Raw genomic sequence first — 20,582 nt, 5'->3', positions numbered from 1 at the left:
TATCAATAAATGACCGTTACGTACGTTGCTCGACAACCTATCTTAAATCGTAATAAGAACACGCTTGGTTATGAACTGTTGTTTCGCGATGGAGAAAGGAATGCCTATCCAGCGCATATTGAGTCCAATCGAGCAACGTATCGTCTGATTGTTGAGAACTTCTTGTCGGTTGGACTCAACCCTTCGATTCCGTCTTCACGTTGCTTTGTTAATTTTCCGTACCAGAGCCTGATTCGTCGGCTTCCTTTAAGCTTGCCTAAAGACAAGGTCGTGGTGGAAATTCTTGAAACCTGTACACCGACCGATGAGCTCTTAGAGGCCGTTAAAGAGCTCTATCAAGCGGGTTATATGATTGCCCTTGATGATTTCACCTCAACACCTGAGTGGGAACGTTTTCTCAGGTACACGCATATTGTTAAGCTCGATATTATGCAGATGGGTTTGGATGAGGCGTGCGATTTGGTGAAGGCGCATCAAGGGAAGAAGTTTAGCTTTCTTGCTGAAAGAGTCGAAACCGAGCAAGAATTCCAGCAAGCAAAAGAGGCCGGTTTTAAGTTCTTCCAAGGCTATTTCTTTAGTAAGCCAGAAATTATCAAGACTAAGTACATTAGCCCAGAGCAAGTGATTGCCATGGAGCTATTCCAGGAAGTGTGTAAGCCTGATGTTGACTTCCAGCGTGTCGAAAGCATCGTAGCTAAAGATATTGCTTTGTCCTATAAGCTGTTGCGTTTTGTGAACACTATGTCTCCACGACTTGAAGTTACCATTTCTTCATTCCGTCAGGCCTTGGTTTATCTGGGGCAAGATAAGCTGAAAATGTTTGTTTCGTTGGCGGTGGCCTCTTATGTCTCTGATAAAAAATCAAAAGAGCTATACGGTTTGTCTTTGCAGCGTGCACAGTTTTGCCAGCGTATGTCTCGCTACCAAGCATTTGAAGGGCACCAAGAGCAAGCCTTTATGATTGGTTTGTTTTCGTTGTTGGATGCACTGCTCGACCTGTCGCTAGAGAACCTTGTCGAGCAGTTACCGCTATGTAAAAGCATCAAGGTCGCTCTGCTTCGCAGAGAGGGACCTTATGGCACATTATTGGCGCTTGAAGAGAGTTTTGAACATGCAGATTGGCAACAGATCGATGAGCATTGCGCAAATCTAGGGCTGAACGTGGAGCAGGTTAAAACAGAGCTCACTGAAGCTCGACGCTGGAGCCATACGATCACCAACCAGCTTTGATTTATCTTTGTTAAACTTTAATGACAATTGAAACGCACGCCTTGACGTGCGTTTTTTTATATCTAATATATATGTATATCCATATATGAGTATGTTTTTATGCTTCCTCACCAATTTTTTAAATTACTGTCCGATGAAACGCGAGTGCGTTGCTTAATGTTGATAGTTCGCAATGAGTGCTTATCGGTTGGTGAGTTGACTCAGGCATTGCAAGAAAGTCAGCCAAAGGTTTCACGCCATCTTGCGCAGTTGCGTTCAAATGGCATTTTGACTGACGTTCGCCAAGGGCAATGGGTGTTTTATCGCTTGTCACAAGATTTACCGGGTTGGATGCTAAAGTTAATTGATGACCTTATCGCATCGAACTGTTTGAAAACTGAATATCAACAAGACATTGAACGACTAGAAGCCATGACTTCACGCCCTCAATGTTGCGTTTAAGTACATTAAAACTTATTGCCGAAATAGTTGGAGTTGCAGCTAGGCGACAAGTGAAATTATCCCTATGAGCATAGATGTCCTATGTGATTAGGGTAAGTGAACACAGTCAACAACGCTGCAGTTTCAAATATGAAAGCAATTAACTGAGAGAACAGAAAATGACAGTCAAAGTAGGTATTAATGGTTTTGGCCGTATCGGCCGTTTAGCACTTCGCGCAGCATTCGATTGGACTGAGCTAGAATTTGTACAAATTAATGACGTTGCTGGCGACACCGCGACATTGGCGCACCTTTTAGAGTTCGATTCGGTTCAAGGTCGTTGGAATCACGAAGTGGCTGTTGAAGGCGATGAGATGATCATCAACGGTCAACGCATCAAAACCACAAAAGAGCGCGACATTGATGCGATCGATTGGTCTGGCTGTGATGTCGTTATCGAAGCGACTGGTGTTCACCGTAAGACATCTTTCCTAAACAAATACCTAGAGCAGGGCGTGAAACGTGTTGTGGTATCGGCGCCAGTGAAAGAAGAAGGCATCGCAAACATCGTTGTTGGTGTGAACGACAACATCTTCGACCCGGCAGTGCACCAAATCGTAACCGCAGCGTCGTGTACAACAAACTGCATCGCGCCAGTGGTTAAAGTGATCAATGAGAAGCTTGGTATCGAGAATGCCTCTTTCACGACCATTCATGATCTAACCAACACGCAAACTATTCTTGATGCGCCCCACAAGGACTTACGACGTGCACGTGCATGTGGCATGAGCCTTATCCCAACCACAACGGGCAGCGCTAAAGCGATTGTTGAGATCTTCCCAGAGCTGGAAAATCGTATTAACGGCCACGCAGTTCGTGTACCACTAGCGAACGCTTCTCTGACAGACATCATCTTCGAAGTGAAGCAAGACACAACAGCAGAAGAAGTTAACGCGATGCTGAAAGAAGCGTCTGAGAACGAACTGAAAGGCATTCTTGGTTTTGAAGAGCGCCCACTGGTTTCTATCGATTACAAAGGCGACCAACGTTCAACTATCGTAGATGCACTATCAACCATGTTGGTAGGTAAGCGCATGGTTAAGATCTACGCTTGGTACGACAACGAGATGGGCTACGCGACACGTACCGCTGAGCTTGTACGTACAGTTGGTCTCGCATAAGCCTGCGTATTTAAGAAATAGTAGAATCTGGAGAATAAATAATGACACACCCAACATGGCAACTAGATTTAGAAACTGGTGCGTTAGTGCTTACTCCGTGCCCAGGTACCAAAGAAGCTGACCTAGATGCATCTCTGGCTCAACTTAAAGCGCAAGGTGTAGAAGCGATTGTGACAGCTTTAGACAGTCAAGAACTGGCGAGCAAGAATGTTTCTGAGCTAAGTGACAAAGCGCAAACATTAGGCATGCAGTGGTTCCAGATCGAGATTGAAGACGATTGTGCGCCAGGCGCTGATTTTGCTGCGAAATGGCAGGCGGCGAGCCCTGCGTTGCACCAAGTGGTGGATAACGGCGGTAAGGTAGCGATGCATTGCATGGGTGGGTCAGGCCGTACTGGTTTGTTGGCAGCACACTTATTGTTAGAAAAGAGCTGGGATCTGAGCAGGATTGTTCAAGAAGTACAGTCACTTCGCCCGGGAGCCTTCACTAGACCAATCCAGGTTGAGTATATTAATGGCGTAGCGAACAGCTAATAAGCCATCATTGTTATCCAAGGAGCTTTTGGTATCTGAAGTGTTGAACTTATCATGATCCAAAAGCTCTTTTTGTTTAGATCGTAGAGATAGCATTATGTTTTCAAATCTAAGTAAGAGCGTTCGCCAATATATGTTGGTGACTTTCAACTACTGGAACTTCACCATTACTGATGGTGCACTTCGTATGCTGGTGGTCCTGTATTTTTACGATCTTGGCTACAGTTCGTTAGAGATCGCCTCACTGTTCCTTTTCTATGAATTCTTTGGTGTGGTCACTAATCTAATCGGTGGCTGGTTAGGGGCTCGTCTTGGACTTAATAAGACGATGAACATCGGCTTAGGGATGCAAGTCGTCGCCTTGGGGATGCTCGCGGTGCCAACCGCAATGTTGACCATTCCGTGGGTGATGACGGCGCAAGCCTTATCTGGTATTGCTAAAGATCTCAATAAGATGAGTGCAAAGAGCTCGATTAAGACTTTGGTGCCTGATGAGCAACAAGGTGCTTTGTATAAGTGGATCGCTATTCTGACTGGTTCTAAAAATGCGCTTAAAGGTGCGGGTTTCTTTATTGGTGGCTTGTTGCTTTCTACAATTGGCTTCCAATACGCTGTGTTGGCGATGGCGGCTGTACTGACCTTGGTTTTCATTGGTAGTGTGGTGAGCTTAGAAGCGGACATGGGTAAAGCGAAAACAAAACCTAAGTTCAAACAGATTTTCTCTAAATCTGAATCCATCAACATCCTGTCTGCGGCACGCATGTTCCTGTTTGGTGCTCGTGATGTGTGGTTTGTGATTGGTCTACCTATTTATCTAGGCAGCGTGTTTGGTTGGGATCATTCATGGGTTGGTGGCTTCTTAGCGGCTTGGACCATCGCTTATGGCTTGATACAGGGCATAGCACCTAAGATTACCGGTAAAGCACAAGGCAAGGTGCCTGATGGTCATGCTGCGCTATTGTGGGCGGGCGCATTGGCTATTGTGACGGCTGGTATTGCGTATGCGGTACAGATAGGTTGGCAACCAGAGTTAGCTATCATTGGTGGCTTGATGGTGTTTGGCGCTATCTTCGCGGTAAACTCATCACTCCACTCTTACCTTATTGTGAGTTATGCGAAAGGCGATGGTGTGTCGCTTGATGTTGGTTTCTACTACATGGCAAACGCGATGGGCCGTCTGATTGGCACCATTCTGTCGGGTTTGGTATTTCAAATGGCCGGTTTGTCTGCGTGTTTGTGGGTATCGTTCGTGTTCTTAGCGATAACAACGGTGATTTCTTTGCGTTTACCTAAGGTACCGCAAACATCAGCCGCATGATCCTCATTCGTAAGAGCTTCATTCACAAGAGCTAAAGTCTCATAATCTAAAGTCGAATGATCTTAATTCGCGATATGCTTCTCCTTTAACAATAAGCTGACCTGGTATTTATTCCGGTCAGCTTTTTTATTGCTATAGTCGAATGATTGAATATTAATCAGGCATTTACATGAAGCAGCGAATTCTCTTTTTTGATTTAGCACGATGTGTCGCGGCCGTAGCGGTTATCGCGATTCATGTTTTGGCGCCTTATCGCAACGAGCTAGGAACCATTCCTTTCGGCGAATGGTTAACAGCAATCACCGTCAATGGATTCAGCCGTTGGGCTGTGCCTGTGTTCATCTTGATTACTGGCGCACTGATGCTCAGTGATCAACGCCCGTTTGACGCCAAATACTACCTCAAGCGTCGTCTGGGCAAGGTACTGATACCTTTCATTGTCTGGTCGCTTTTCTATACTTACCTGTCGGGTTGGTCGGCAATGGGCTTTGATGCCGACGTCAGTTGGGACGTGTTGCTCAATAGCTACCATCATTACACCTATTACCACCTTGGTTTCTTCTATTACTTCATCCCGCTCTACTTTGTGATTCCGTTCTTGCAGATCATGGTTAGAAAGTACGGTGATAGATCGGTCTATGCCTTTACGGCGGTATGGTTGTTCACAACATTGCTGTTCTTACTGAAAATCGATGGCCCTTGGAGTCACGAGTTGTGGTTGTACACCGGTTACTTACCATTGGGTTACTTGCTGTATAAGACTGTGCCACTTAACAAGATGACAGTTGGTGTGAGTGTGTTACTGGGTGGGCTAGCGTTATTAACCACGGTTTACATGGTGGTTGATGCGAGTCTAATCGCTGAGGAGTACACGGTTGGCCGTTGGTTATCTTACAAGACGCTGAATACCGTATTGGCAGCAAGCATGGTGTTTATGCTGTGTCGCTATTTTGGAGAAGGGTTATCTGAAAAAAGTAATCAAGTGGTTGGTTTTATCAGTAAGCACAGTTTGGGTATCTATCTGCTGCACCCTATCTTTTTATGGTCAATGAAAGCGTTCGGTTGGTATCAAGGGCATCCTGTTTGGGTCATTCCGTTATGGATTGTGATTAGTGGTGCAGGGGCTTTATGGATGAGTTGGCTGGTATCTAAGTCCGAAAAAACACGCTGGTTATTGCCGTAGAAGTAAGTCTAATAATTGTTTGAGACCGCTTACGATTAGCGTTTCAACGCAAAGTGCAAGAATTTATCACCTTGATAGGTTAGGGTTCCTTTATCTCCTGGATTAAGCGCGTGAAAGTAGTGGATGCCGACTTGGAATTCTCGTTTCGGACCAACGACACCTCGTTGAACGTAAATCCAGTACTCTTGATCTTCTTGGCCTGGCTCTACGTCGGGAAGGTCGATGGACTGTTTATCTAGTACCGTGACGTTCACTTTCTTTTCTGGTGCATTTTCGCCTTGCATGTGTTTTCGGTAGAAAACAAGAAATGCCCAAGCCGCTAGAACTGCGAGTGCAAAGATAGAAAAAAAGAGTGAATTGGGCATATAACCTCCATATTGTTGAGGTGGTTATTCTAGTCTTTCGGCAATCGATATGTGTGTTGAAAGCCACTATTCGTGAACTGTTGTAAGCTAAGCTGATTATTTTTCGGTAGACTTCACATTTAATAGCCAGTTTGGTTTAAAGCATTGTTATTTATTGTCTCTTTCTCTCGTAAATAACAGTGATTTTGTATAAGAATAAGGAAATGCTCGACTAGAATTATAGTGTGGAGCGGGAGGCCAAGATGACCGACATTGAAAAAGTGGTGACAAGAGTTCGCAATATAGAAAAATTATTGAGACTACACTATCACGCTGAAGGCGAAGGCCTGCATGAACTTGTAACAAGCTGTGAAGAAAGGCTACCGCACGATATGATAATCAAGCTGCGTTATATCGCAACATGTCGTAATAAGGTAGTAAATGAGCATGATGCTCAATTGGAAGATCAACATCAATTTATAATGATGTGTAACGAGTGTGAGAAGGAACTGACGCCACGTAGTGGTCGTTTTATTTGGCGAGTTGCGATATTACTTATGATGGTAATGACTTTAGCTGCTGCTGGTTTCTATTATGCGAATTGGGATGTATTAAAGTTGCACCTGTTTTCTAAGTGAAAAATTGAACAAAAAAGGGACGCTATAAGCGTCCCTTTTTTTATTTGTAACTTGCTTTAGTACATCATCGGTAGCGTCATGAGGCCTACAACTACCGCGATCATTACAAGTCCTTGCTTTTGCGAAGATGAAATCATAACACTACTCCTAAATTTGGTTGTCTTTCGCTATATTTTAAAGAATAGCATTACTTATGGGTTTAGATCAATAATTACTTTCTAAGGCTTTAAAAGTGATAGAGAACTGTTGCTTTTTATCTTGTTTTTCTATGTTTAACTGTGTTTTTTGGTGTGTTCTTATTTTGGTCGTTGTGGTTTATTTTTGCTCTGTTTTCTTTTAAGTTGCTGTTTTTTAATGGTTGGTTTTTGTGATTTATATTGTTAAAGGTTGTTAAACTGTATTAATGAGGGTTGGTTGTGCCTATGTTTGATTTTTGTTTTATTTTTTCATTTTTGGTTTCGTTTTGGTGGTGATTTTTACAAAGAGTTTGGAGGCGGCTGACAAATATGGGGATAAAAAAACAAGTTACTTACTTTAAGAGTTAACTCCTGTCTGTAATTATCATTTGTCAGTTAATTTTGTTTTTTATAATCTAATATTATGTATTTATTAGGTTTTAATGGAGGTTCTTTTATTTTTTAAGTATGAATATTAGCGAAAATCGCTGGTTTACTATGATTTCGATAAGCTAGAAATGACCAAAATCGAATGCTGAAGGTTGTAATGTACTTTTAGGCGGGTTTTCCGATAAATCGCTTTAATGTTAAACCAGTAATCATGATCGTAGTGATAATTGTTACGACTTCAATCTAAAGAGGTTCTTTTTAGTGGAAGCGTAATCAAGATCCAATTTTGAAGGGCTGAGGCTTTACATCAACACTCGTGTGCCTAGACTGGCGACGATTTAAAGCAATAGGGTAAATGGTATGTGGAGTTGGTTAGCGGTTTCCTTGTCTGGTATTGGAGCAATAACAGGAACGAAACATGGACATATCGGTCAGGCTTTATCGTATAAGGTCTTTACCTTTGTATTATTGGCGGTCATTGCTTTAACTCAGTCGGTTGTGGCTGATTTTACCTATTGGTTGGTGGCAGGGTTGGTTGTCTCTGCGATTGCCGATGTCCTTCACTCTCTCACTTACAAACGTACTCTTTATTTTGTTTGCTTTTTGGTGGCTCAACTCTGTTACAGCAAAGCATTTTGGTTACAGCTGTCGGGAGAAATGGTCTGGTGGTTGTTCGCACTACTATTGGCGGCATGTATCGTCGCTTTCTTCTTATTATTACCTCGTTTAGACAAACTTGTCTTTCCTGTGGTTATCATGGGTATGGTGCTTATTCAGCTGGCATGGGCTGCTGGTGAGGTCTGGCTGCTGGATCCTCAATTGTCGCATGCGGTTGGTTTTGTTGGCTGTAGCGTATTGCTGATTTCCGCATTGACGTATGCTTTAAATTGTTATCGTAGCCCAATCAAGGGGGCCTACTTTTGGGTAACAGGCAGTTACTTTCTCGCACATGCTCTTATTGTTGCTTCCCTTACCATTTAGGGTAAACGTATCTCTATAAATACTCTTCTGGCTGTATAAATTACCGAGTTTGCTACTGTGTTCGAAAATCAATGTTGAGGCTGCTATACTTCCGCGCACTTACGTTTTTCGAGATAAACTTATGGAAATATTATCTGCAGCCACCATGCTGTTTCTCATTATGGATCCGCTTGGCAACTTGCCAATCGTACTCTCTATCCTTAAGCATCTCGATCCAAAACGTCGTCGTATTGTTCTTATTCGTGAGTTGATGTTCGCACTCGTCATCTTGTTGCTGTTTTTGTTTGCAGGTCAAAGCATTATGAACTTCCTGCATGTACAGCCTGAAACTTTAAGTATATCTGGCGGTATAATTCTGTTTATTATCGCGATTAAGATGATTTTCCCAAGTGCTGGCAGCATTACTGGCCTAGCGGCCGGTGAAGAGCCGTTCATCGTACCGATGGCGATCCCTATGATTGCTGGGCCATCAGTGATTGCGGCATTGATTCTGCTTTCTACACAGCACCCTGACAACATGTTAGAGCTTTCTGCTGCTGTGCTACTGGCATGGGGAGCCTCTTTCTTCATTCTTATGTTTAATGGCTTCTTTTTGCGAGTGCTGGGTGAGAGAGGCCTTAAAGCTGTCGAACGCTTGATGGGCTTGCTGCTAGTTATGCTCTCGACTCAAATGTTCTTGGATGGTGTGAAGAGTTACATGGGCTAGTATTGTTACTATCGTTCAATAAAAAACGCCGCTTAACTGAGCGGCGTTTTTGTTTCTACTGTTTCGTAAGGATGTTGTCTGTATCTAAGCTTTGTAAATTTGATCCTTAAGCTCGATTACATCATGTGTTTACGACGGATATCGAGTAGGGCGAAGATTCCAAAAATCAGAATTGACCATTTCTCCCAACGCGACATTTCAATTTTATCGCCGAAGGCACCGATAAAGATCAGCATCTGTAGGCCATGCATGAAGAACAAGAATGCCGTCATGATATAAAGCGCAATCGCCGCATTACCCGGGAACGGGTGAAAAATATTGACGATTAAGACAAACCAAACAAAGGCGATGGCTGCTTTTGCTAGTGGAAGCAAGATATTCATTCAATAACTCCTATTCTTAAGTCGTTCGATTGAACAGTCGGTAACTAGACTGGCCAGTCGTCTTATCGCGATGCAATTTCCAGTTTTCTGGCATAGCTTCGAGTTGCAGCTCTTTCTCTGTTTCGACGTAAATAATGGCGTTCTCTGCGAGCCAACCGTTACTCTCAAGCAGTTGTACTGTTTCTGCCAGTAAGCCTTTACGAAATGGTGGATCAAGGAAAACCATATCGTAAGGAGTGCCCGGTTTCTTAAGGAAAGAGATAGCATCAGTATTCACGACATTGATGTTGTCTGCTTTGAGTTCTTTAGCATTATCAGAAAGCTGCTTGGCGGCCTTTTGATTCATTTCGAGCAGTGTCACCATTTTTGCTTGGCGAGACGCTGCTTCAAAACCTAGGCCACCAGAACCGGCAAATACATCCAAGCACGTCGAGTGTGGGATATCTTGTGCAACCCAGTTAAAGAGTGTTTCTTTTACTCGGTCAATGGTTGGGCGTAAGCCTTCTAAATCATGAACAGGCAGTTTTCTTCCTCTCCATGAGCCACTAATAATTCGAACAAAGCCCCCGGATGGCTTTTTTTGTGATGTGTTTTGCTGGCGACGTCTTACCATAGATTTTTTGACCGCTAATAAAGTGATACTATACCGAGCCCAATTTAAGTGGGTTCGAGTATTAAATAAATTTGCAATGACAAAGTGTATCAAGCTAAAAGCAAACTTATCACTGCTTTGTTATTTTTCTTTACTATTCGTTTGTACAAGATTGTATTGTATAACAATAGCAAAGAGTCGACGTGCATTAAGTCAATACAGTTAATTAGTAGATCTAGGGAACCCCTCGGATGACGGAAAAAAAGAAGCGCGGATTATTATCGTGGCTTGGTTTTGGTGAAGAAGAACAAAGCCCAAAAACGCAGAATGAAGCGAACGTAGAAAACGTTGAAGAGCAAACTGAAGTTGAATCACAAGTTGAGGCTGAACAGGTCGCGCCTGAAGCTGAACAATCTAAGCCAACTGAACCTGAGCAAGCGCTTGAAGAAGCTCAACAAGAGCAGCAACCTGTCGCAGCAGAAGCAGAAGCAGAAGCAGAAGCAGAAGCAGAAGCAGAAGCAGAACAGGAAGAAGTGGCAGCTCCTCAAGCTAAGGTTGAAGAAGTTCAAGAAAAGCCGACAGAAAGCTTCTTTGCTCGCCTTAAGCGCAGCCTAAGCCGCACTAAAGCAAACATCGGTGCGGGTTTCTTTGGTCTGTTCAAAGGCAAGCAAATCGATGAAGATCTGTTTGAAGAGCTAGAAGAGCAACTTCTGATCGCTGATGTGGGGATGAATACCACCGTTAAGATCATTGAAAATCTGACAGAAAAAGCATCTCGCAATGACCTAAAAGACGGTGAGGCGCTTTATGGTCTGCTCAAAGAAGAGATGGCAGATATCTTAAGCCAAGTGGAACAGCCATTGGTTGTTGATACGACTAAAACGCCTTACGTTATTTTAATGGTCGGTGTGAATGGTGTGGGTAAGACAACCACCATCGGTAAGCTGGCGAAACAGTTCCAGAGTGAAGGCAAGAAAGTGATGTTAGCGGCGGGTGATACATTCCGTGCAGCAGCCGTTGAACAGCTTCAGGTTTGGGGGCAGCGTAACGATGTGCCGGTTATCGCTCAGCACACAGGTGCGGACAGCGCGTCTGTTATCTACGATGCGATTGAAGCCGCGAAAGCGCGTGGTGTCGATGTTGTGATTGCTGATACAGCAGGTCGTTTGCAGAACAAGAGCAACTTGATGGAAGAGCTACGCAAGATTGTTCGTGTAATGAAGAAGATTGATGACTCTGCACCGCACGAAATCATGCTAACACTTGATGCAGGGACTGGTCAGAATGCTATCAGCCAAGCAAAACTATTCAGTGAAGTCGCACCGGTAACGGGGATTACGCTCACTAAGCTAGATGGTACGGCGAAAGGTGGTGTGATTTTCTCAATTGCAGACCAGTTCCAGATTCCAATTCGTTATATTGGTGTCGGTGAAGGTATCGATGACTTACGTCCATTTGAGTCGAAAGACTTCATTGAAGCACTATTTAGTCGTGAAGAATAACGCGTGTGGCTGGTGGTTTATTCTTAACCGGCTACCGTTTTAAATTTGATATGAGTGATCGTAAGAGGAATTTTCGGTGATCAAATTTCAGCAAGTGAGTAAAGCCTACCGAGGCGGACGACAAGCGCTCCAAAAAGTGGACTTTCATCTTAAACGTGGAGAGATGGCTTTTTTGGGTGGGCACTCTGGAGCTGGTAAAAGTACCTTGCTGAAGTTGATATGTGCGATAGAGCGTCCAACCGATGGGCGCGTGTGGTTTAACGATCACGATATCACTCGTATCCCAGCCAAAGACATTCCATTTTTACGTCGTAATATAGGAATTGTCTTTCAAGACCACCGCCTACTGATGGATCGTTCGATTTTCGATAACGTCGCCCTGCCGATGCGTATTGAGTCTATTTCTGAAAATGAAGTAAAACGCCGAGTCAGTGCTGCACTAGATAAAACCGGGCTACTAGACAAGGCCCGTTGTTTGCCAAGCCAGCTTTCTGGTGGTGAGCAACAACGCGTGGGTATTGCTCGCGCCGTGGTTAATCGTCCTACTCTACTGTTAGCGGATGAGCCAACAGGTAATCTAGACCCTGAGTTATCGAATCGTGTGTTGAGATTGTTTGAAGAGTTCAACCGCGCGGGTGTCTCTATTATCCTAGCAACGCACGATATCGGGTTAGTGAATACTCGCCCTCAATATCGTCACCTGGAGTTAAACCAAGGTTTTTTGAGCGAGGTTGAAGATTATGGCCGCGAATAAGCGTATCAAGAAACCTCAATCCAACCGAGCTAAAACCCGCACTTCAAGTGACGGATTTTTTGTTGTTCACTGGAAGCAAGCCAAGTCATCGTTTTCACAAATGTGGCAACGTCCGCTGGGTAATTTGCTTACGTTAGCGGTGATCTCAATGGCGCTGACAATGCCTGCTTGCTTATATTTGTTAGGCAAAAACGTTAGTGAAGTAGCTCAAGACGTCACAAGCCCGTCACAAATTAGTGCTTATGTGGAGGATGGTATCCCTGAGCCTAGGGTGATGGTACTTAAAGATGAAATAGAAAATTGGGATCAAGTTGAGCTGGTGGAATACATTTCTCCACAGCAAGGACTTGAAGATCTTAGCCAATACTCTGGTTTTGAAGACGCCCTAACCATTCTAGACGATTATTCACTGCCAGGTGTGCTGGTGATTACGCCAAGCGTACACAGCGATACCTTAATTAAAGAGCTGGCAGGCACAGTTAAACAACAAGAATTAGTGACCGATGTTCGCCTAGACGAAGATTGGTTAGCGAGATTAGATGCGATCAAAGCATTAGCGGCGGTCATCGTGATTACCTTAACGGTATTGATGTTGGGCGCGGTATTTCTGATTATCGGCAATACACTACGATTTAATGTGTTGGCGCATAAAGAAGAGATTCAAACCATGAAGCTGATTGGTGCGACCGACAGCTACATTCTTCGACCATACCTTTATGCAGGCATGTGGTTTGGCGTTTTAGGTTCGATTAGCGCTTGGGTAATGACGGCATTGATTACTGTATTGCTGAACAGTGCCGTTGACGATTTAGCGCAGCTTTATGATAGCCACTTTAGATTAATAGGCCTGAGTTGGGATGAGTCTTTACTGCTTTTGATCGTTGGAACCTTGCTTGGTAGTGTGGCTGCGAAGTTCTCTGCGCAGCGTCACCTAAAAGAAATTGAACCAGTTTAGGAAAATAGAGTCATAATTAGACGAAAAATAGGCACTTCTTAACCAGACTTTGCCTTGTATAGAAGAATTGATTATGCATAATTACTTCCCCCGCCTTGAAACCTGTTCATTTTAGGTTCAAGATTGTTGGGTTTTAATAGATGTATTACTCCAGATCAGAGATTGATGAGGAACCGAATGGCAAACCAAGCGTATCAAATGGCTTTAGTCACACAAGATAGTTTAGATAGCTATATCCGATCAGCGAACAGCTACCCAATGCTGACGCCTGAAGAGGAACGTGGACTTGCAGAGCGATTACATTACAAAGGTGAGATCGATGCTGCGAAAGGTTTAATCCTTTCCCACTTACGATTCGTGGTACACGTTGCAAGAGGCTACTCAGGCTACGGGCTGCCAATGGCCGATCTCGTTCAAGAAGGTAACATCGGCTTGATGAAGGCTGTTAAGCGCTTCAACCCAGAAGTTGGTGTTCGACTGGTCTCTTTTGCTGTTCACTGGATCAAAGCTGAGATTCATGAATACGTGTTGCGTAATTGGCGTATCGTTAAAATCGCAACCACTAAAGCACAGCGTAAATTGTTCTTTAACCTTCGTAAGTCTAAAAAGCGCTTAGGTTGGTTCAATAACGGTGAAGTTGAGACCGTTGCTCGTGAATTGGGAGTTGAGCCTTCAGAGGTTCGAGAAATGGAATCTCGCTTAGCGGCCCAAGATGCTACGTTTGAAGCGCCAATGGACGACGACGACGGTGGCTCTGCTTACACTGCCCCTGTTTACTACCTAGAAGATAAAGCGTCAGACGTTGCTGAAACGGTTGAAGCGGCTAACTGGGAATCACACACCAACAATCGTTTAGGGCTAGCATTGGCAAGCTTAGATGAGCGTAGCCAGCATATTGTGCGCTCACGTTGGTTAGATGATAACAAAGCAACACTGCAAGATTTAGCGGATACCTACAGTATCTCTGCAGAGCGTGTTCGCCAGTTAGAAAAAAATGCTATGAAGAAGTTGAAACAAGCCGTTGGCGATTTCTAATAGTATCTAGCTTCTATCTAATAGTAGAGCTAGCAAACTAAATTTTGAAAAGGCTGGGATCGAGAGATCTCGGCCTTTTTTGTTTCGGATCGATTTCTCAAATTTTGCGATCGAAATTTGCAAAATGATTTTGTGGATAACTCTGTGAAAAGTTTATTCGTCAACTGTCTAAAAGCAGGGTGTAGTAAGGCTTTGAAGGGGTTTTAGTGGTGGGGATATGTTTCAACTAACCCACAGTTAGATCAGGATCATTACTACATGTTGTGGATCTATTTTAAAAAAACACTTTATTCACGCAATACACAGGTTTATCCACAAACGGTGTAAAAGTGATCGTTGGTGGATAACCTTATTAAGTGGATGTGATTGTTGGCCTTGGGATAGGTTACAATGGCAGCAAAGTAAATCAGCATAAAAGAGAGAGTCATGGACCAGTTTAAACATATCGACGTTAAAGGCGCTCAAGCCCTCATTGAACAAGGCGAAGCTCGACTTGTCGATATACGTGACCCGCAGTCATTTGCGGTTGCTCACTCAAAAACCGCTTACCATCTTACGAACGATACGATGGTGTCCTTTATGGATGAAGTCGAGTTCGAACAGCCTATTTTGGTGATGTGTTACCACGGTATTAGTAGCCAAGGTGCCGCACAATATTTAGTGAACCAAGGCTTTGAAGAGGTATATAGTGTTGATGGTGGCTTTGAAGCTTGGCATCGTGCTGAACTTCCAGTGATCGCTGGGTTATAGCCTTTAGTACTTTAACCACTTTAAGCGTCTCTAAAGCATGAATAGGAAATAACAATGATTAGATTGATGGTGTTAGACAACCCGCGTCTTGCTCAAGCATTTATTGATTACATGGCTTCTCGCCAGATCCCTATTCAAATGTTTCCTGAAGGTGAGGGGCGTTTTTCTCTTTGGCTGACAGATAGCCAGCATCAGGTTGAAACAGAGTCAGAGCTCAATCGTTTCCTATCAGAGCCAAACCATAAGCGCTACCAAGCGGCATCTTGGGATATGGTGGAAACCAGAAAGAGTAGCTTTCATTATCATACCCCTAGCTTCATGGGCATGATAAAAGCCAAAGCTGGCCCAGTGACACTCGGTATCATGTTGCTATGTGTGGTTATTTTTGCTCTGCAGCAGATAGGCTTCGGTCAGACGATTTTCAATGCCTTACATTTCCCAGCGCTTGATGGCCAACAATGGCAGTTGTGGCGTTGGTTGAGTCATGCTGTTTTGCACTTCTCTGTTATGCACATCGCATTTAATATTTTGTGGTGGTGGCAGTTAGGAGGAGACATAGAGAAAAAGCTAGGCGGCTTCAAGTTACTTCAGATCTTTGCTGTCTCTTCTGCGCTTTCTGGTGCTGGGCAATATTGGGTTGAAGGTGCGAACTTCGGTGGCCTGTCTGGTGTGGTATATGCTTTGGTTGGTTATCTTTGGGTTGTTGGTGCGAAGGCTCCACAATTTGGTTTGGGTATCCCAAGACAGATCGTCGGCTTTATGTTGGTGTGGTTGGTGCTTGGGTACATGCAGCCGTTCATGGCGATCGCAAATACTGCTCACTTAGCAGGTTTAGTCGCAGGTGTGATTATCGGTTTAGTTGATTCCATGAAAGCGCCTAGTTCAGCAAGGAGCGAGTGATTAGTTACCGACAACTGATAGATACCAAAAAGCGGCCAGGTGAGCCGCTTTTTTATTGGGATTCGTTTTTACATCATTACTGATAAAGATATTTGGTAAACAGTAAGTCAGCAATGAGGGTTTTCCCCGTCTCAGGAAGTAAAATCTTGTTAAGATGTTCAACCAAGGTTTTTCTTAAATCTTCCCTACCTGATAGCGATTTTATGGTTTCTTCATTCTGCTTGCCGAGTAACTCAATAACAGCATCACGGATTAATGGCTGATGATGTTCAATGGTCGCTAAGTCATGACTATCGGCCACCATGATGTCGAGGCGTACTTGGATATAGCCCAGTTTTTTACCTTTAGTATAAAAGTTGGTTGTCAGGTCTGGTTCTAGCGTGAAGTAAGCGAGTTTAGATATAGACTCCTCTTCAGCAAAACTTGATGCTGAAAAGAGCAGGCTAATCGCAAGAAATACTTGGGCTACATAACGTTTGTGCATATTTGTGACTTTTCTTTAGTTTATTCGCGATATTCGAAACGCGTTTGTCTTGTTACAATGAGCGGTCTAAATCTAAATCTAAATCTAAATACATTTACAATTCAACAGCGCTTTGAGTTTGTTCGAAAATTGAAGCTTTATTGTACGTGTAAAGTCACCTATTGAATACTAGTATGAATCAGCCAATATCGCTGTATCTTAATTCGTTAATGAATGTAGATTGGCAAAACACAGAAATATTTGATTTTCCTAATGAAACCGCCAAAGAGTGGCTTATGGAGCAAGGATCTCTTTCTCGAAAATTAGGAAGGAGCTGCCAGCACTTATCGGTTGAGTTGCTTCATAATCAAGTTGTAGAGCGATCAATGCTGCAACCCGATGAGGAACAGCTTTTATCATCGTTTGATTGCTTACTACGTAAAGTGATTTTAAAAGGTGATGACGCGCCGTGGGTACTAGGTCGAACCTTAATTCCCAGAGTGACGTTAGAAGATAAACACTCAGACTTATCTCAACAAGGGAACATCCCGCTCGGTCTCACCGTGTTTAATGCCGAAAACGTAAAGCGAGATGCGTTGCAAGTTGGTTGGGTTATTGTAGGCGAAGAGCGATTGCTCGCTCGTCGTTCTCGTTTATGGATGAATCACAAGCCTATGCTCGTCGCAGAACTGTTTTTGCCAACATCCCCCATTTACTCTAAGGAGAGTGTGTAAATGCTTGCTACCAAAGCGAAGGCGTACTGGCAATTAACACGAATGAATCGCCCAATTGGTACTTTGTTACTTCTTTGGCCGACCTTGTGGTCGTTGATTATCGCCGCGCAAGGCATGCCTGACCTTGATGTTTTGATTGTTTTCGTATTAGGTGTGGTGCTGATGCGCTCAGCTGGTTGTGTGATTAATGATTTTGCTGATCGCAAAGTAGATGGCCATGTAAAACGAACCAAGCAGCGTCCATTGCCTTCAGGTTTGGTTTCCAGTAGAGAAGCCATATTACTTTTTTTAGCACTGGCTGTGGTCTCATTCTTGTTGGTGCTAACTATGAACCCTCTTACCATCAAATTGTCTTTTATCGGAATTGGCTTAGCTTTCATTTATCCGTTCATGAAGCGCTTTACCCATCTTCCACAATTGTTCCTTGGGTTGGCTTTCAGCTGGGCAATACCAATGGCTTGGGCGGCACAAACCAATGATCTACCAAGTGTTGTTTGGTTTATTTTTATAATGAATGCATTTTGGACGATTGCCTACGACACACAATATGCCATGGTCGACCGCGATGATGACCTTAAGGTTGGCATTAAGTCGACAGCTATTTTGTTTGGCCGATTCGATAAGCTTATCGTTGGCTTTTTGCAGTTAGTAACACTGACGATGTTGATTGCAGTGGGCATGCATTACCATTTGGGTGATATCTTTTACTGGGCTTTGTTAGCGGTAGGGGGCTTGTTTGTGTACCAACAGCACTTGATGCGTCATCGCGACCGAGACCTATGCTTCCAAGCCTTCCTCAACAACAACTATGTTGGGATGGCAGTAACTGTCGGTTTGTTCATTACCTTCTGGTAGAACTTAGCTTTTTGAGTTGCTTGACTCAAAATGAAAAGGCACCTATTTGGTGCCTTTTTTGATCGTTTCAGTCTAGTGATTAAAGCGAATATTAGCTGAAAGATTACTCTACTTGGTGGATGCTCTCTTGAATCGTAATACGCACTTCTGGGTAAAGCATAGAGTAAAGAAGCTTAGCGAATTGCTGAGTCTTTTCTAAATCACAGTTACCATCGTTGTCTAGGTATTGCTGCTGTTTCAGTGTCGCGAACATCGATGCGAATACACCTTTGTCGAAGAACTCTGGAGCGTTGATACCATGTAAGCGACCAAGGCGCTGTGCAATGTCTTGGCTCTTTGTTTCCAGATCAGATTTATCCAGTTCAGGATTTTCTGCCAATAGGTTTAGAGCAATAGAGTAGCGCTGCAGCGTTTCTGTAATCGTACGACCTAATAGCATCAGTGCTTGGCTGTTTGATTGGTTGATGGTGACTTCGTTGTTTGACACAACAAGCATACCTTGGCTGACTAGCTCTTCAATGATGTTTGAAACCACACCTTCAAGCTTGTCTTCGTCGTAGCTTAGGAACAACTCTTTCTTCAAGAATGGGTAGAGTGCAGCAACATTCTTTTGAATAGCTTCAATCGATAGACCACGCTGACGAATCGTCATTTGAGCAATTAACGACGGTAGAGCGAACAAGTGAATGATGTTGTTACGGTAGTACGTCATCAGAATGGATTGGTGACGATCGAGTGAAACTATATCGCCCATTGAATCTGATTCGATCAGGAACTTGTTTAGTGATTCAGCGTGTTTGACCAGATCTTCAGCGCTCTCTTTTGGTACCGTGAATGTATTAGAGTAAGGTACATTTTTCAGTAAAGACAGGTAACAGTTGATCTGAGAAACCAAAGAGTCACGAGATAATGCACGTTGTCGTGAAGCGAGTAGAGCGGTTGCACAAAGAGTTAGAGCGTTGGTCGCTGCTGCATCATTAATATGCGTCATCATCTTAGTTGCCAAACCATTAACCACAGGGTTCATCCATTGTGGTTTACCAGCCCCCATTGGGTCGATATCTTTGGTCCACTCAGGTGCGTGTTCGTTTAGATATTGGTTCAGTTGGATCGGCTCACCGAAGTTGACATAACCTTTACCAAAGTTGCGCAGTTTACGCAGAGTTCGAATCACAAGGCTGGCGTTTTCTTTCTCTTTGCGCTTACCACGAAGCTCTTTGGCGTAGGTCGCTACCTCCATAACGTGTTCGTAGCCGATGTACACAGGAACCAAAGTAACTGGGCGGTTCATACCACGCAGCATGGCTTGGATTGTCATTGCTAACATGCCGGTTTTCGCTTGCAATAGACGGCCCGTACGAGAACGGCCACCTTCACTGAAGTATTCTACCGAGTAACCTTTTGCAAATAGCTCTGCTAGGTATTCACGGAAAATAGTTGAGTACAGCTTGTTGCCTTTGAAGCTACGACGAATAAAGAACGCACCACCATGGCGGAAAATAGGGCCAGCAGGGAAGAAGTTCAAGTTGATGCCCGCTGCGATGTGTGGAGGCACCATGCCTTCATGATATAAAACATAAGACAACAGTAGGTAGTCCATATGGCTACGGTGACAAGGTACATAAACGATTTCGTGGCCATCTTGAGCCAGCTTACGAACTGTTGAAGCGTTATTGATGTGTAGGCCTTGGTACAACTTATTCCATAACCAACCAAGCACTTTCTCTCCACGCTTAATCAGTGAGTAAGAGAAATTAGCGGCAATCTCATCCATGATATCTTGAGCTTCTTTGCTCGCTTTCTCGACCGAGATGTTCTTTGATTTTGCTTCATCTTCAATTGCCTTCTTGATCGCTTCTGACTTCAGTAGGCGGTTAAAAAGAGCTTGGCGGCTGGGTAGGTTCGGTCCTGATGCTGCTAACTTTTGGCGAGAGAAGTGAATACGTGCCACGCGCGCTAATTTATGCGCGATGGTGCTGTCGGTACCGTGAGAGTTAGCCATATAACGTAAAGAAACCACAGGGCTAAATCGAACTAGGCAGTCACGGCCTGCCAGTAATACAGCTTTTGACTTCTCTAAGCCATTCATTGCTTGTAGGTAAGGCTTCTGGTTATTCTCTTTACCGGGTTTACGTCCCCACAGCACAGTGGCAGGGATAACTTGAACATCAAGCTCAGAGTCGTCGGCATGCAGTGAAAGCAGCTCCGAGAAAACTTCAATTGAAGAGCTTGGTACATAATCATCGTCTTGCAGTAAAGTTTTGCGAGAAGAGATAAAAACGTAGCGTTGCAGTGATTTACCGTTGATTTCAAGCTTGCTCAACGGATCAGGTAGTCCCAGTTCAAGTGCATGTTTTTGCAATGTAAGCATGTCTACACTTGAGCGAAACGGTAAGGCGTATACAATCGGTTTGCCTAAATCAATGTTCAAATCCTCAACTGGGTTTGAAGGGATTGATGTGCCTTTTACCAATAAGGATAAAGGTAGCTTCATTAATGAACGTGAAAAAGATTGTCCAGAAGACATATAGGTTCACTGCCTCAATAGTTATTTCAATG

The 20,582-nt window shown here is 43.8% G+C and carries 22 protein-coding genes; 17 read left to right on the top strand and 5 right to left on the bottom strand.

What is annotated here, in order from left to right; all coding sequences use genetic code 11:
* Positions 1-9: 9 nt before the first annotated feature.
* From WR49_RS18055 to WR49_RS18030, 6 genes are all read left to right on the top strand, one after another.
* The gene (locus WR49_RS18055; RefSeq protein ID WP_046224934.1) at positions 10-1,230 is read left to right on the top strand and encodes an EAL and HDOD domain-containing protein; all 1,221 of its coding nucleotides are present in this window, start codon (positions 10-12) and stop codon (positions 1,228-1,230) included.
* Between the two features lie 99 nt (positions 1,231-1,329).
* Complete coding sequence (locus WR49_RS18050) at positions 1,330-1,671, top strand: metalloregulator ArsR/SmtB family transcription factor (RefSeq protein WP_017104736.1); 342 nt, start codon at positions 1,330-1,332, stop codon at positions 1,669-1,671.
* A gap of 158 nt (positions 1,672-1,829) precedes the next feature.
* On the top strand, positions 1,830-2,831 hold the full coding sequence (locus tag WR49_RS18045) for an ArsJ-associated glyceraldehyde-3-phosphate dehydrogenase (protein WP_046224933.1): 1,002 nt from the start codon (positions 1,830-1,832) through the stop codon (positions 2,829-2,831).
* 41 nt (positions 2,832-2,872) lie between these two features.
* Positions 2,873-3,364: a cyclin-dependent kinase inhibitor 3 family protein gene (locus WR49_RS18040; protein WP_046224932.1), complete on the top strand. Its 492-nt coding sequence runs from the start codon at positions 2,873-2,875 to the stop codon at positions 3,362-3,364.
* A 97-nt stretch (positions 3,365-3,461) separates the two neighbouring features.
* Complete coding sequence (gene arsJ / locus WR49_RS18035; protein ID WP_046224931.1) at positions 3,462-4,682, top strand: organoarsenical effux MFS transporter ArsJ; 1,221 nt, start codon at positions 3,462-3,464, stop codon at positions 4,680-4,682.
* 169 nt (positions 4,683-4,851) lie between these two features.
* Positions 4,852-5,865 carry an acyltransferase gene (locus tag WR49_RS18030; RefSeq protein ID WP_046224930.1) on the top strand — a complete coding sequence of 338 codons (1,014 nt, stop codon included), beginning with the start codon at positions 4,852-4,854 and terminating at the stop codon, positions 5,863-5,865.
* Between the two features lie 35 nt (positions 5,866-5,900).
* Here the strand turns inward: WR49_RS18030 and WR49_RS18025 are convergent, their stop codons facing one another.
* Positions 5,901-6,230 carry a DUF2500 domain-containing protein gene (locus WR49_RS18025; protein ID WP_017055527.1) on the bottom strand — a complete coding sequence of 110 codons (330 nt, stop codon included), beginning with the start codon at positions 6,228-6,230 and terminating at the stop codon, positions 5,901-5,903.
* A 242-nt stretch (positions 6,231-6,472) separates the two neighbouring features.
* Here WR49_RS18025 and WR49_RS18020 point away from each other — a divergent pair, with 242 nt between their 5' ends.
* From WR49_RS18020 to WR49_RS18010, 3 genes are all read left to right on the top strand, one after another.
* Positions 6,473-6,847: a hypothetical protein gene (locus tag WR49_RS18020; protein WP_017055526.1), complete on the top strand. Its 375-nt coding sequence runs from the start codon at positions 6,473-6,475 to the stop codon at positions 6,845-6,847.
* A 926-nt stretch (positions 6,848-7,773) separates the two neighbouring features.
* The gene (locus tag WR49_RS18015; RefSeq protein WP_046224929.1) at positions 7,774-8,394 is read left to right on the top strand and encodes a lysoplasmalogenase; all 621 of its coding nucleotides are present in this window, start codon (positions 7,774-7,776) and stop codon (positions 8,392-8,394) included.
* Between the two features lie 121 nt (positions 8,395-8,515).
* A complete protein-coding gene (locus tag WR49_RS18010; RefSeq protein ID WP_029626862.1) occupies positions 8,516-9,100 on the top strand; it encodes a YhgN family NAAT transporter in 585 nt (194 codons plus the stop codon).
* Between the two features lie 116 nt (positions 9,101-9,216).
* Here the strand turns inward: WR49_RS18010 and WR49_RS18005 are convergent, their stop codons facing one another.
* Together WR49_RS18005 and rsmD are read right to left on the bottom strand one after the other, a co-directional pair.
* Complete coding sequence (locus WR49_RS18005) at positions 9,217-9,483, bottom strand: DUF1145 domain-containing protein (RefSeq protein ID WP_017055523.1); 267 nt, start codon at positions 9,481-9,483, stop codon at positions 9,217-9,219.
* A 16-nt stretch (positions 9,484-9,499) separates the two neighbouring features.
* Positions 9,500-10,096, bottom strand: coding sequence for a 16S rRNA (guanine(966)-N(2))-methyltransferase RsmD (gene rsmD / locus WR49_RS18000; RefSeq protein WP_017055522.1), 597 nt, complete (start codon positions 10,094-10,096; stop codon positions 9,500-9,502).
* Positions 10,097-10,326: 230 nt separating this feature from the next.
* Here rsmD and ftsY point away from each other — a divergent pair, with 230 nt between their 5' ends.
* The 6 genes from ftsY (at position 10,327) to glpG (ending at position 15,971) form a co-directional block, all read left to right on the top strand.
* Positions 10,327-11,577 (top strand): signal recognition particle-docking protein FtsY, encoded by a 1,251-nt coding sequence (gene ftsY / locus WR49_RS17995; protein WP_046224928.1) that lies wholly within the window; start codon positions 10,327-10,329, stop codon positions 11,575-11,577.
* Between the two features lie 76 nt (positions 11,578-11,653).
* A complete protein-coding gene (gene ftsE, locus WR49_RS17990) occupies positions 11,654-12,331 on the top strand; it encodes a cell division ATP-binding protein FtsE (protein WP_017055520.1) in 678 nt (225 codons plus the stop codon).
* Positions 12,318-13,286, top strand: a complete 969-nt coding sequence (gene ftsX, locus WR49_RS17985) for a permease-like cell division protein FtsX (protein WP_046224927.1) — start codon at positions 12,318-12,320, stop codon at positions 13,284-13,286. The genes ftsE and ftsX overlap by 14 nt, the downstream gene beginning before the upstream one ends.
* 177 nt (positions 13,287-13,463) lie before the next feature.
* On the top strand, positions 13,464-14,321 hold the full coding sequence (gene rpoH, locus WR49_RS17980; RefSeq protein WP_017055518.1) for an RNA polymerase sigma factor RpoH: 858 nt from the start codon (positions 13,464-13,466) through the stop codon (positions 14,319-14,321).
* Between the two features lie 426 nt (positions 14,322-14,747).
* A complete protein-coding gene (gene glpE / locus WR49_RS17975) occupies positions 14,748-15,071 on the top strand; it encodes a thiosulfate sulfurtransferase GlpE (RefSeq protein ID WP_046224926.1) in 324 nt (107 codons plus the stop codon).
* Positions 15,072-15,125: 54 nt separating this feature from the next.
* Positions 15,126-15,971, top strand: coding sequence for a rhomboid family intramembrane serine protease GlpG (glpG, locus tag WR49_RS17970; protein WP_017055516.1), 846 nt, complete (start codon positions 15,126-15,128; stop codon positions 15,969-15,971).
* Between the two features lie 76 nt (positions 15,972-16,047).
* Here glpG and WR49_RS17965 read toward each other — a convergent pair whose 3' ends face one another.
* Positions 16,048-16,455 carry a flagellar basal body-associated protein FliL gene (locus WR49_RS17965; RefSeq protein ID WP_017055515.1) on the bottom strand — a complete coding sequence of 136 codons (408 nt, stop codon included), beginning with the start codon at positions 16,453-16,455 and terminating at the stop codon, positions 16,048-16,050.
* Between the two features lie 173 nt (positions 16,456-16,628).
* On the opposite strand from WR49_RS17965, the gene WR49_RS17960 reads away from it, so the two are divergent.
* Together WR49_RS17960 and ubiA are read left to right on the top strand one after the other, a co-directional pair.
* Positions 16,629-17,168 (top strand): chorismate lyase, encoded by a 540-nt coding sequence (locus WR49_RS17960; protein WP_197078541.1) that lies wholly within the window; start codon positions 16,629-16,631, stop codon positions 17,166-17,168.
* Positions 17,169-18,023 (top strand): 4-hydroxybenzoate octaprenyltransferase, encoded by an 855-nt coding sequence (ubiA, locus tag WR49_RS17955; RefSeq protein WP_046224924.1) that lies wholly within the window; start codon positions 17,169-17,171, stop codon positions 18,021-18,023.
* Between the two features lie 103 nt (positions 18,024-18,126).
* Here ubiA and plsB read toward each other — a convergent pair whose 3' ends face one another.
* The gene (plsB, locus tag WR49_RS17950; RefSeq protein WP_046224923.1) at positions 18,127-20,550 is read right to left on the bottom strand and encodes a glycerol-3-phosphate 1-O-acyltransferase PlsB; all 2,424 of its coding nucleotides are present in this window, start codon (positions 20,548-20,550) and stop codon (positions 18,127-18,129) included.
* Positions 20,551-20,582 lie beyond the last annotated feature (32 nt).

Source organism: Vibrio sp. ECSMB14106 (genome assembly GCF_000972265.1).
GTDB classification, from domain to species: Bacteria; Pseudomonadota; Gammaproteobacteria; order Enterobacterales; family Vibrionaceae; genus Vibrio; species Vibrio kanaloae.
The sequence above is the reverse complement of the archived record's forward strand: the minus strand, read 5'-3'. Positions and strand labels throughout refer to the sequence as shown.

Bases quoted from the DNA above. Each gene is read 5' to 3' on its own strand.
- ftsY (WP_046224928.1), top strand. From the start codon at position 10,327: ATGACGGAAAAAAAGAAGCGCGGATTATTATCGTGGCTTGGTTTTGGT.
- arsJ (WP_046224931.1), top strand. From the start codon at position 3,462: ATGTTTTCAAATCTAAGTAAGAGCGTTCGCCAATATATGTTGGTGACT.
- WR49_RS18010 (WP_029626862.1), top strand. From the start codon at position 8,516: ATGGAAATATTATCTGCAGCCACCATGCTGTTTCTCATTATGGATCCG.
- WR49_RS17960 (WP_197078541.1), top strand. From the start codon at position 16,629: ATGAATCAGCCAATATCGCTGTATCTTAATTCGTTAATGAATGTAGAT.
- WR49_RS18025 (WP_017055527.1), bottom strand. From the start codon at position 6,230: ATGCCCAATTCACTCTTTTTTTCTATCTTTGCACTCGCAGTTCTAGCG.
- WR49_RS17965 (WP_017055515.1), bottom strand. From the start codon at position 16,455: ATGCACAAACGTTATGTAGCCCAAGTATTTCTTGCGATTAGCCTGCTC.
- WR49_RS18005 (WP_017055523.1), bottom strand. From the start codon at position 9,483: ATGAATATCTTGCTTCCACTAGCAAAAGCAGCCATCGCCTTTGTTTGG.
- rsmD (WP_017055522.1), bottom strand. From the start codon at position 10,096: ATGGTAAGACGTCGCCAGCAAAACACATCACAAAAAAAGCCATCCGGG.
- WR49_RS18040 (WP_046224932.1), top strand. From the start codon at position 2,873: ATGACACACCCAACATGGCAACTAGATTTAGAAACTGGTGCGTTAGTG.
- WR49_RS18015 (WP_046224929.1), top strand. From the start codon at position 7,774: ATGTGGAGTTGGTTAGCGGTTTCCTTGTCTGGTATTGGAGCAATAACA.
- ubiA (WP_046224924.1), top strand. From the start codon at position 17,169: ATGCTTGCTACCAAAGCGAAGGCGTACTGGCAATTAACACGAATGAAT.
- WR49_RS18020 (WP_017055526.1), top strand. From the start codon at position 6,473: ATGACCGACATTGAAAAAGTGGTGACAAGAGTTCGCAATATAGAAAAA.
- plsB (WP_046224923.1), bottom strand. From the start codon at position 20,550: ATGTCTTCTGGACAATCTTTTTCACGTTCATTAATGAAGCTACCTTTA.
- WR49_RS18045 (WP_046224933.1), top strand. From the start codon at position 1,830: ATGACAGTCAAAGTAGGTATTAATGGTTTTGGCCGTATCGGCCGTTTA.
- rpoH (WP_017055518.1), top strand. From the start codon at position 13,464: ATGGCAAACCAAGCGTATCAAATGGCTTTAGTCACACAAGATAGTTTA.
- WR49_RS18055 (WP_046224934.1), top strand. From the start codon at position 10: ATGACCGTTACGTACGTTGCTCGACAACCTATCTTAAATCGTAATAAG.
- glpE (WP_046224926.1), top strand. From the start codon at position 14,748: ATGGACCAGTTTAAACATATCGACGTTAAAGGCGCTCAAGCCCTCATT.
- WR49_RS18050 (WP_017104736.1), top strand. From the start codon at position 1,330: ATGCTTCCTCACCAATTTTTTAAATTACTGTCCGATGAAACGCGAGTG.
- glpG (WP_017055516.1), top strand. From the start codon at position 15,126: ATGATTAGATTGATGGTGTTAGACAACCCGCGTCTTGCTCAAGCATTT.
- WR49_RS18030 (WP_046224930.1), top strand. From the start codon at position 4,852: ATGAAGCAGCGAATTCTCTTTTTTGATTTAGCACGATGTGTCGCGGCC.
- ftsX (WP_046224927.1), top strand. From the start codon at position 12,318: ATGGCCGCGAATAAGCGTATCAAGAAACCTCAATCCAACCGAGCTAAA.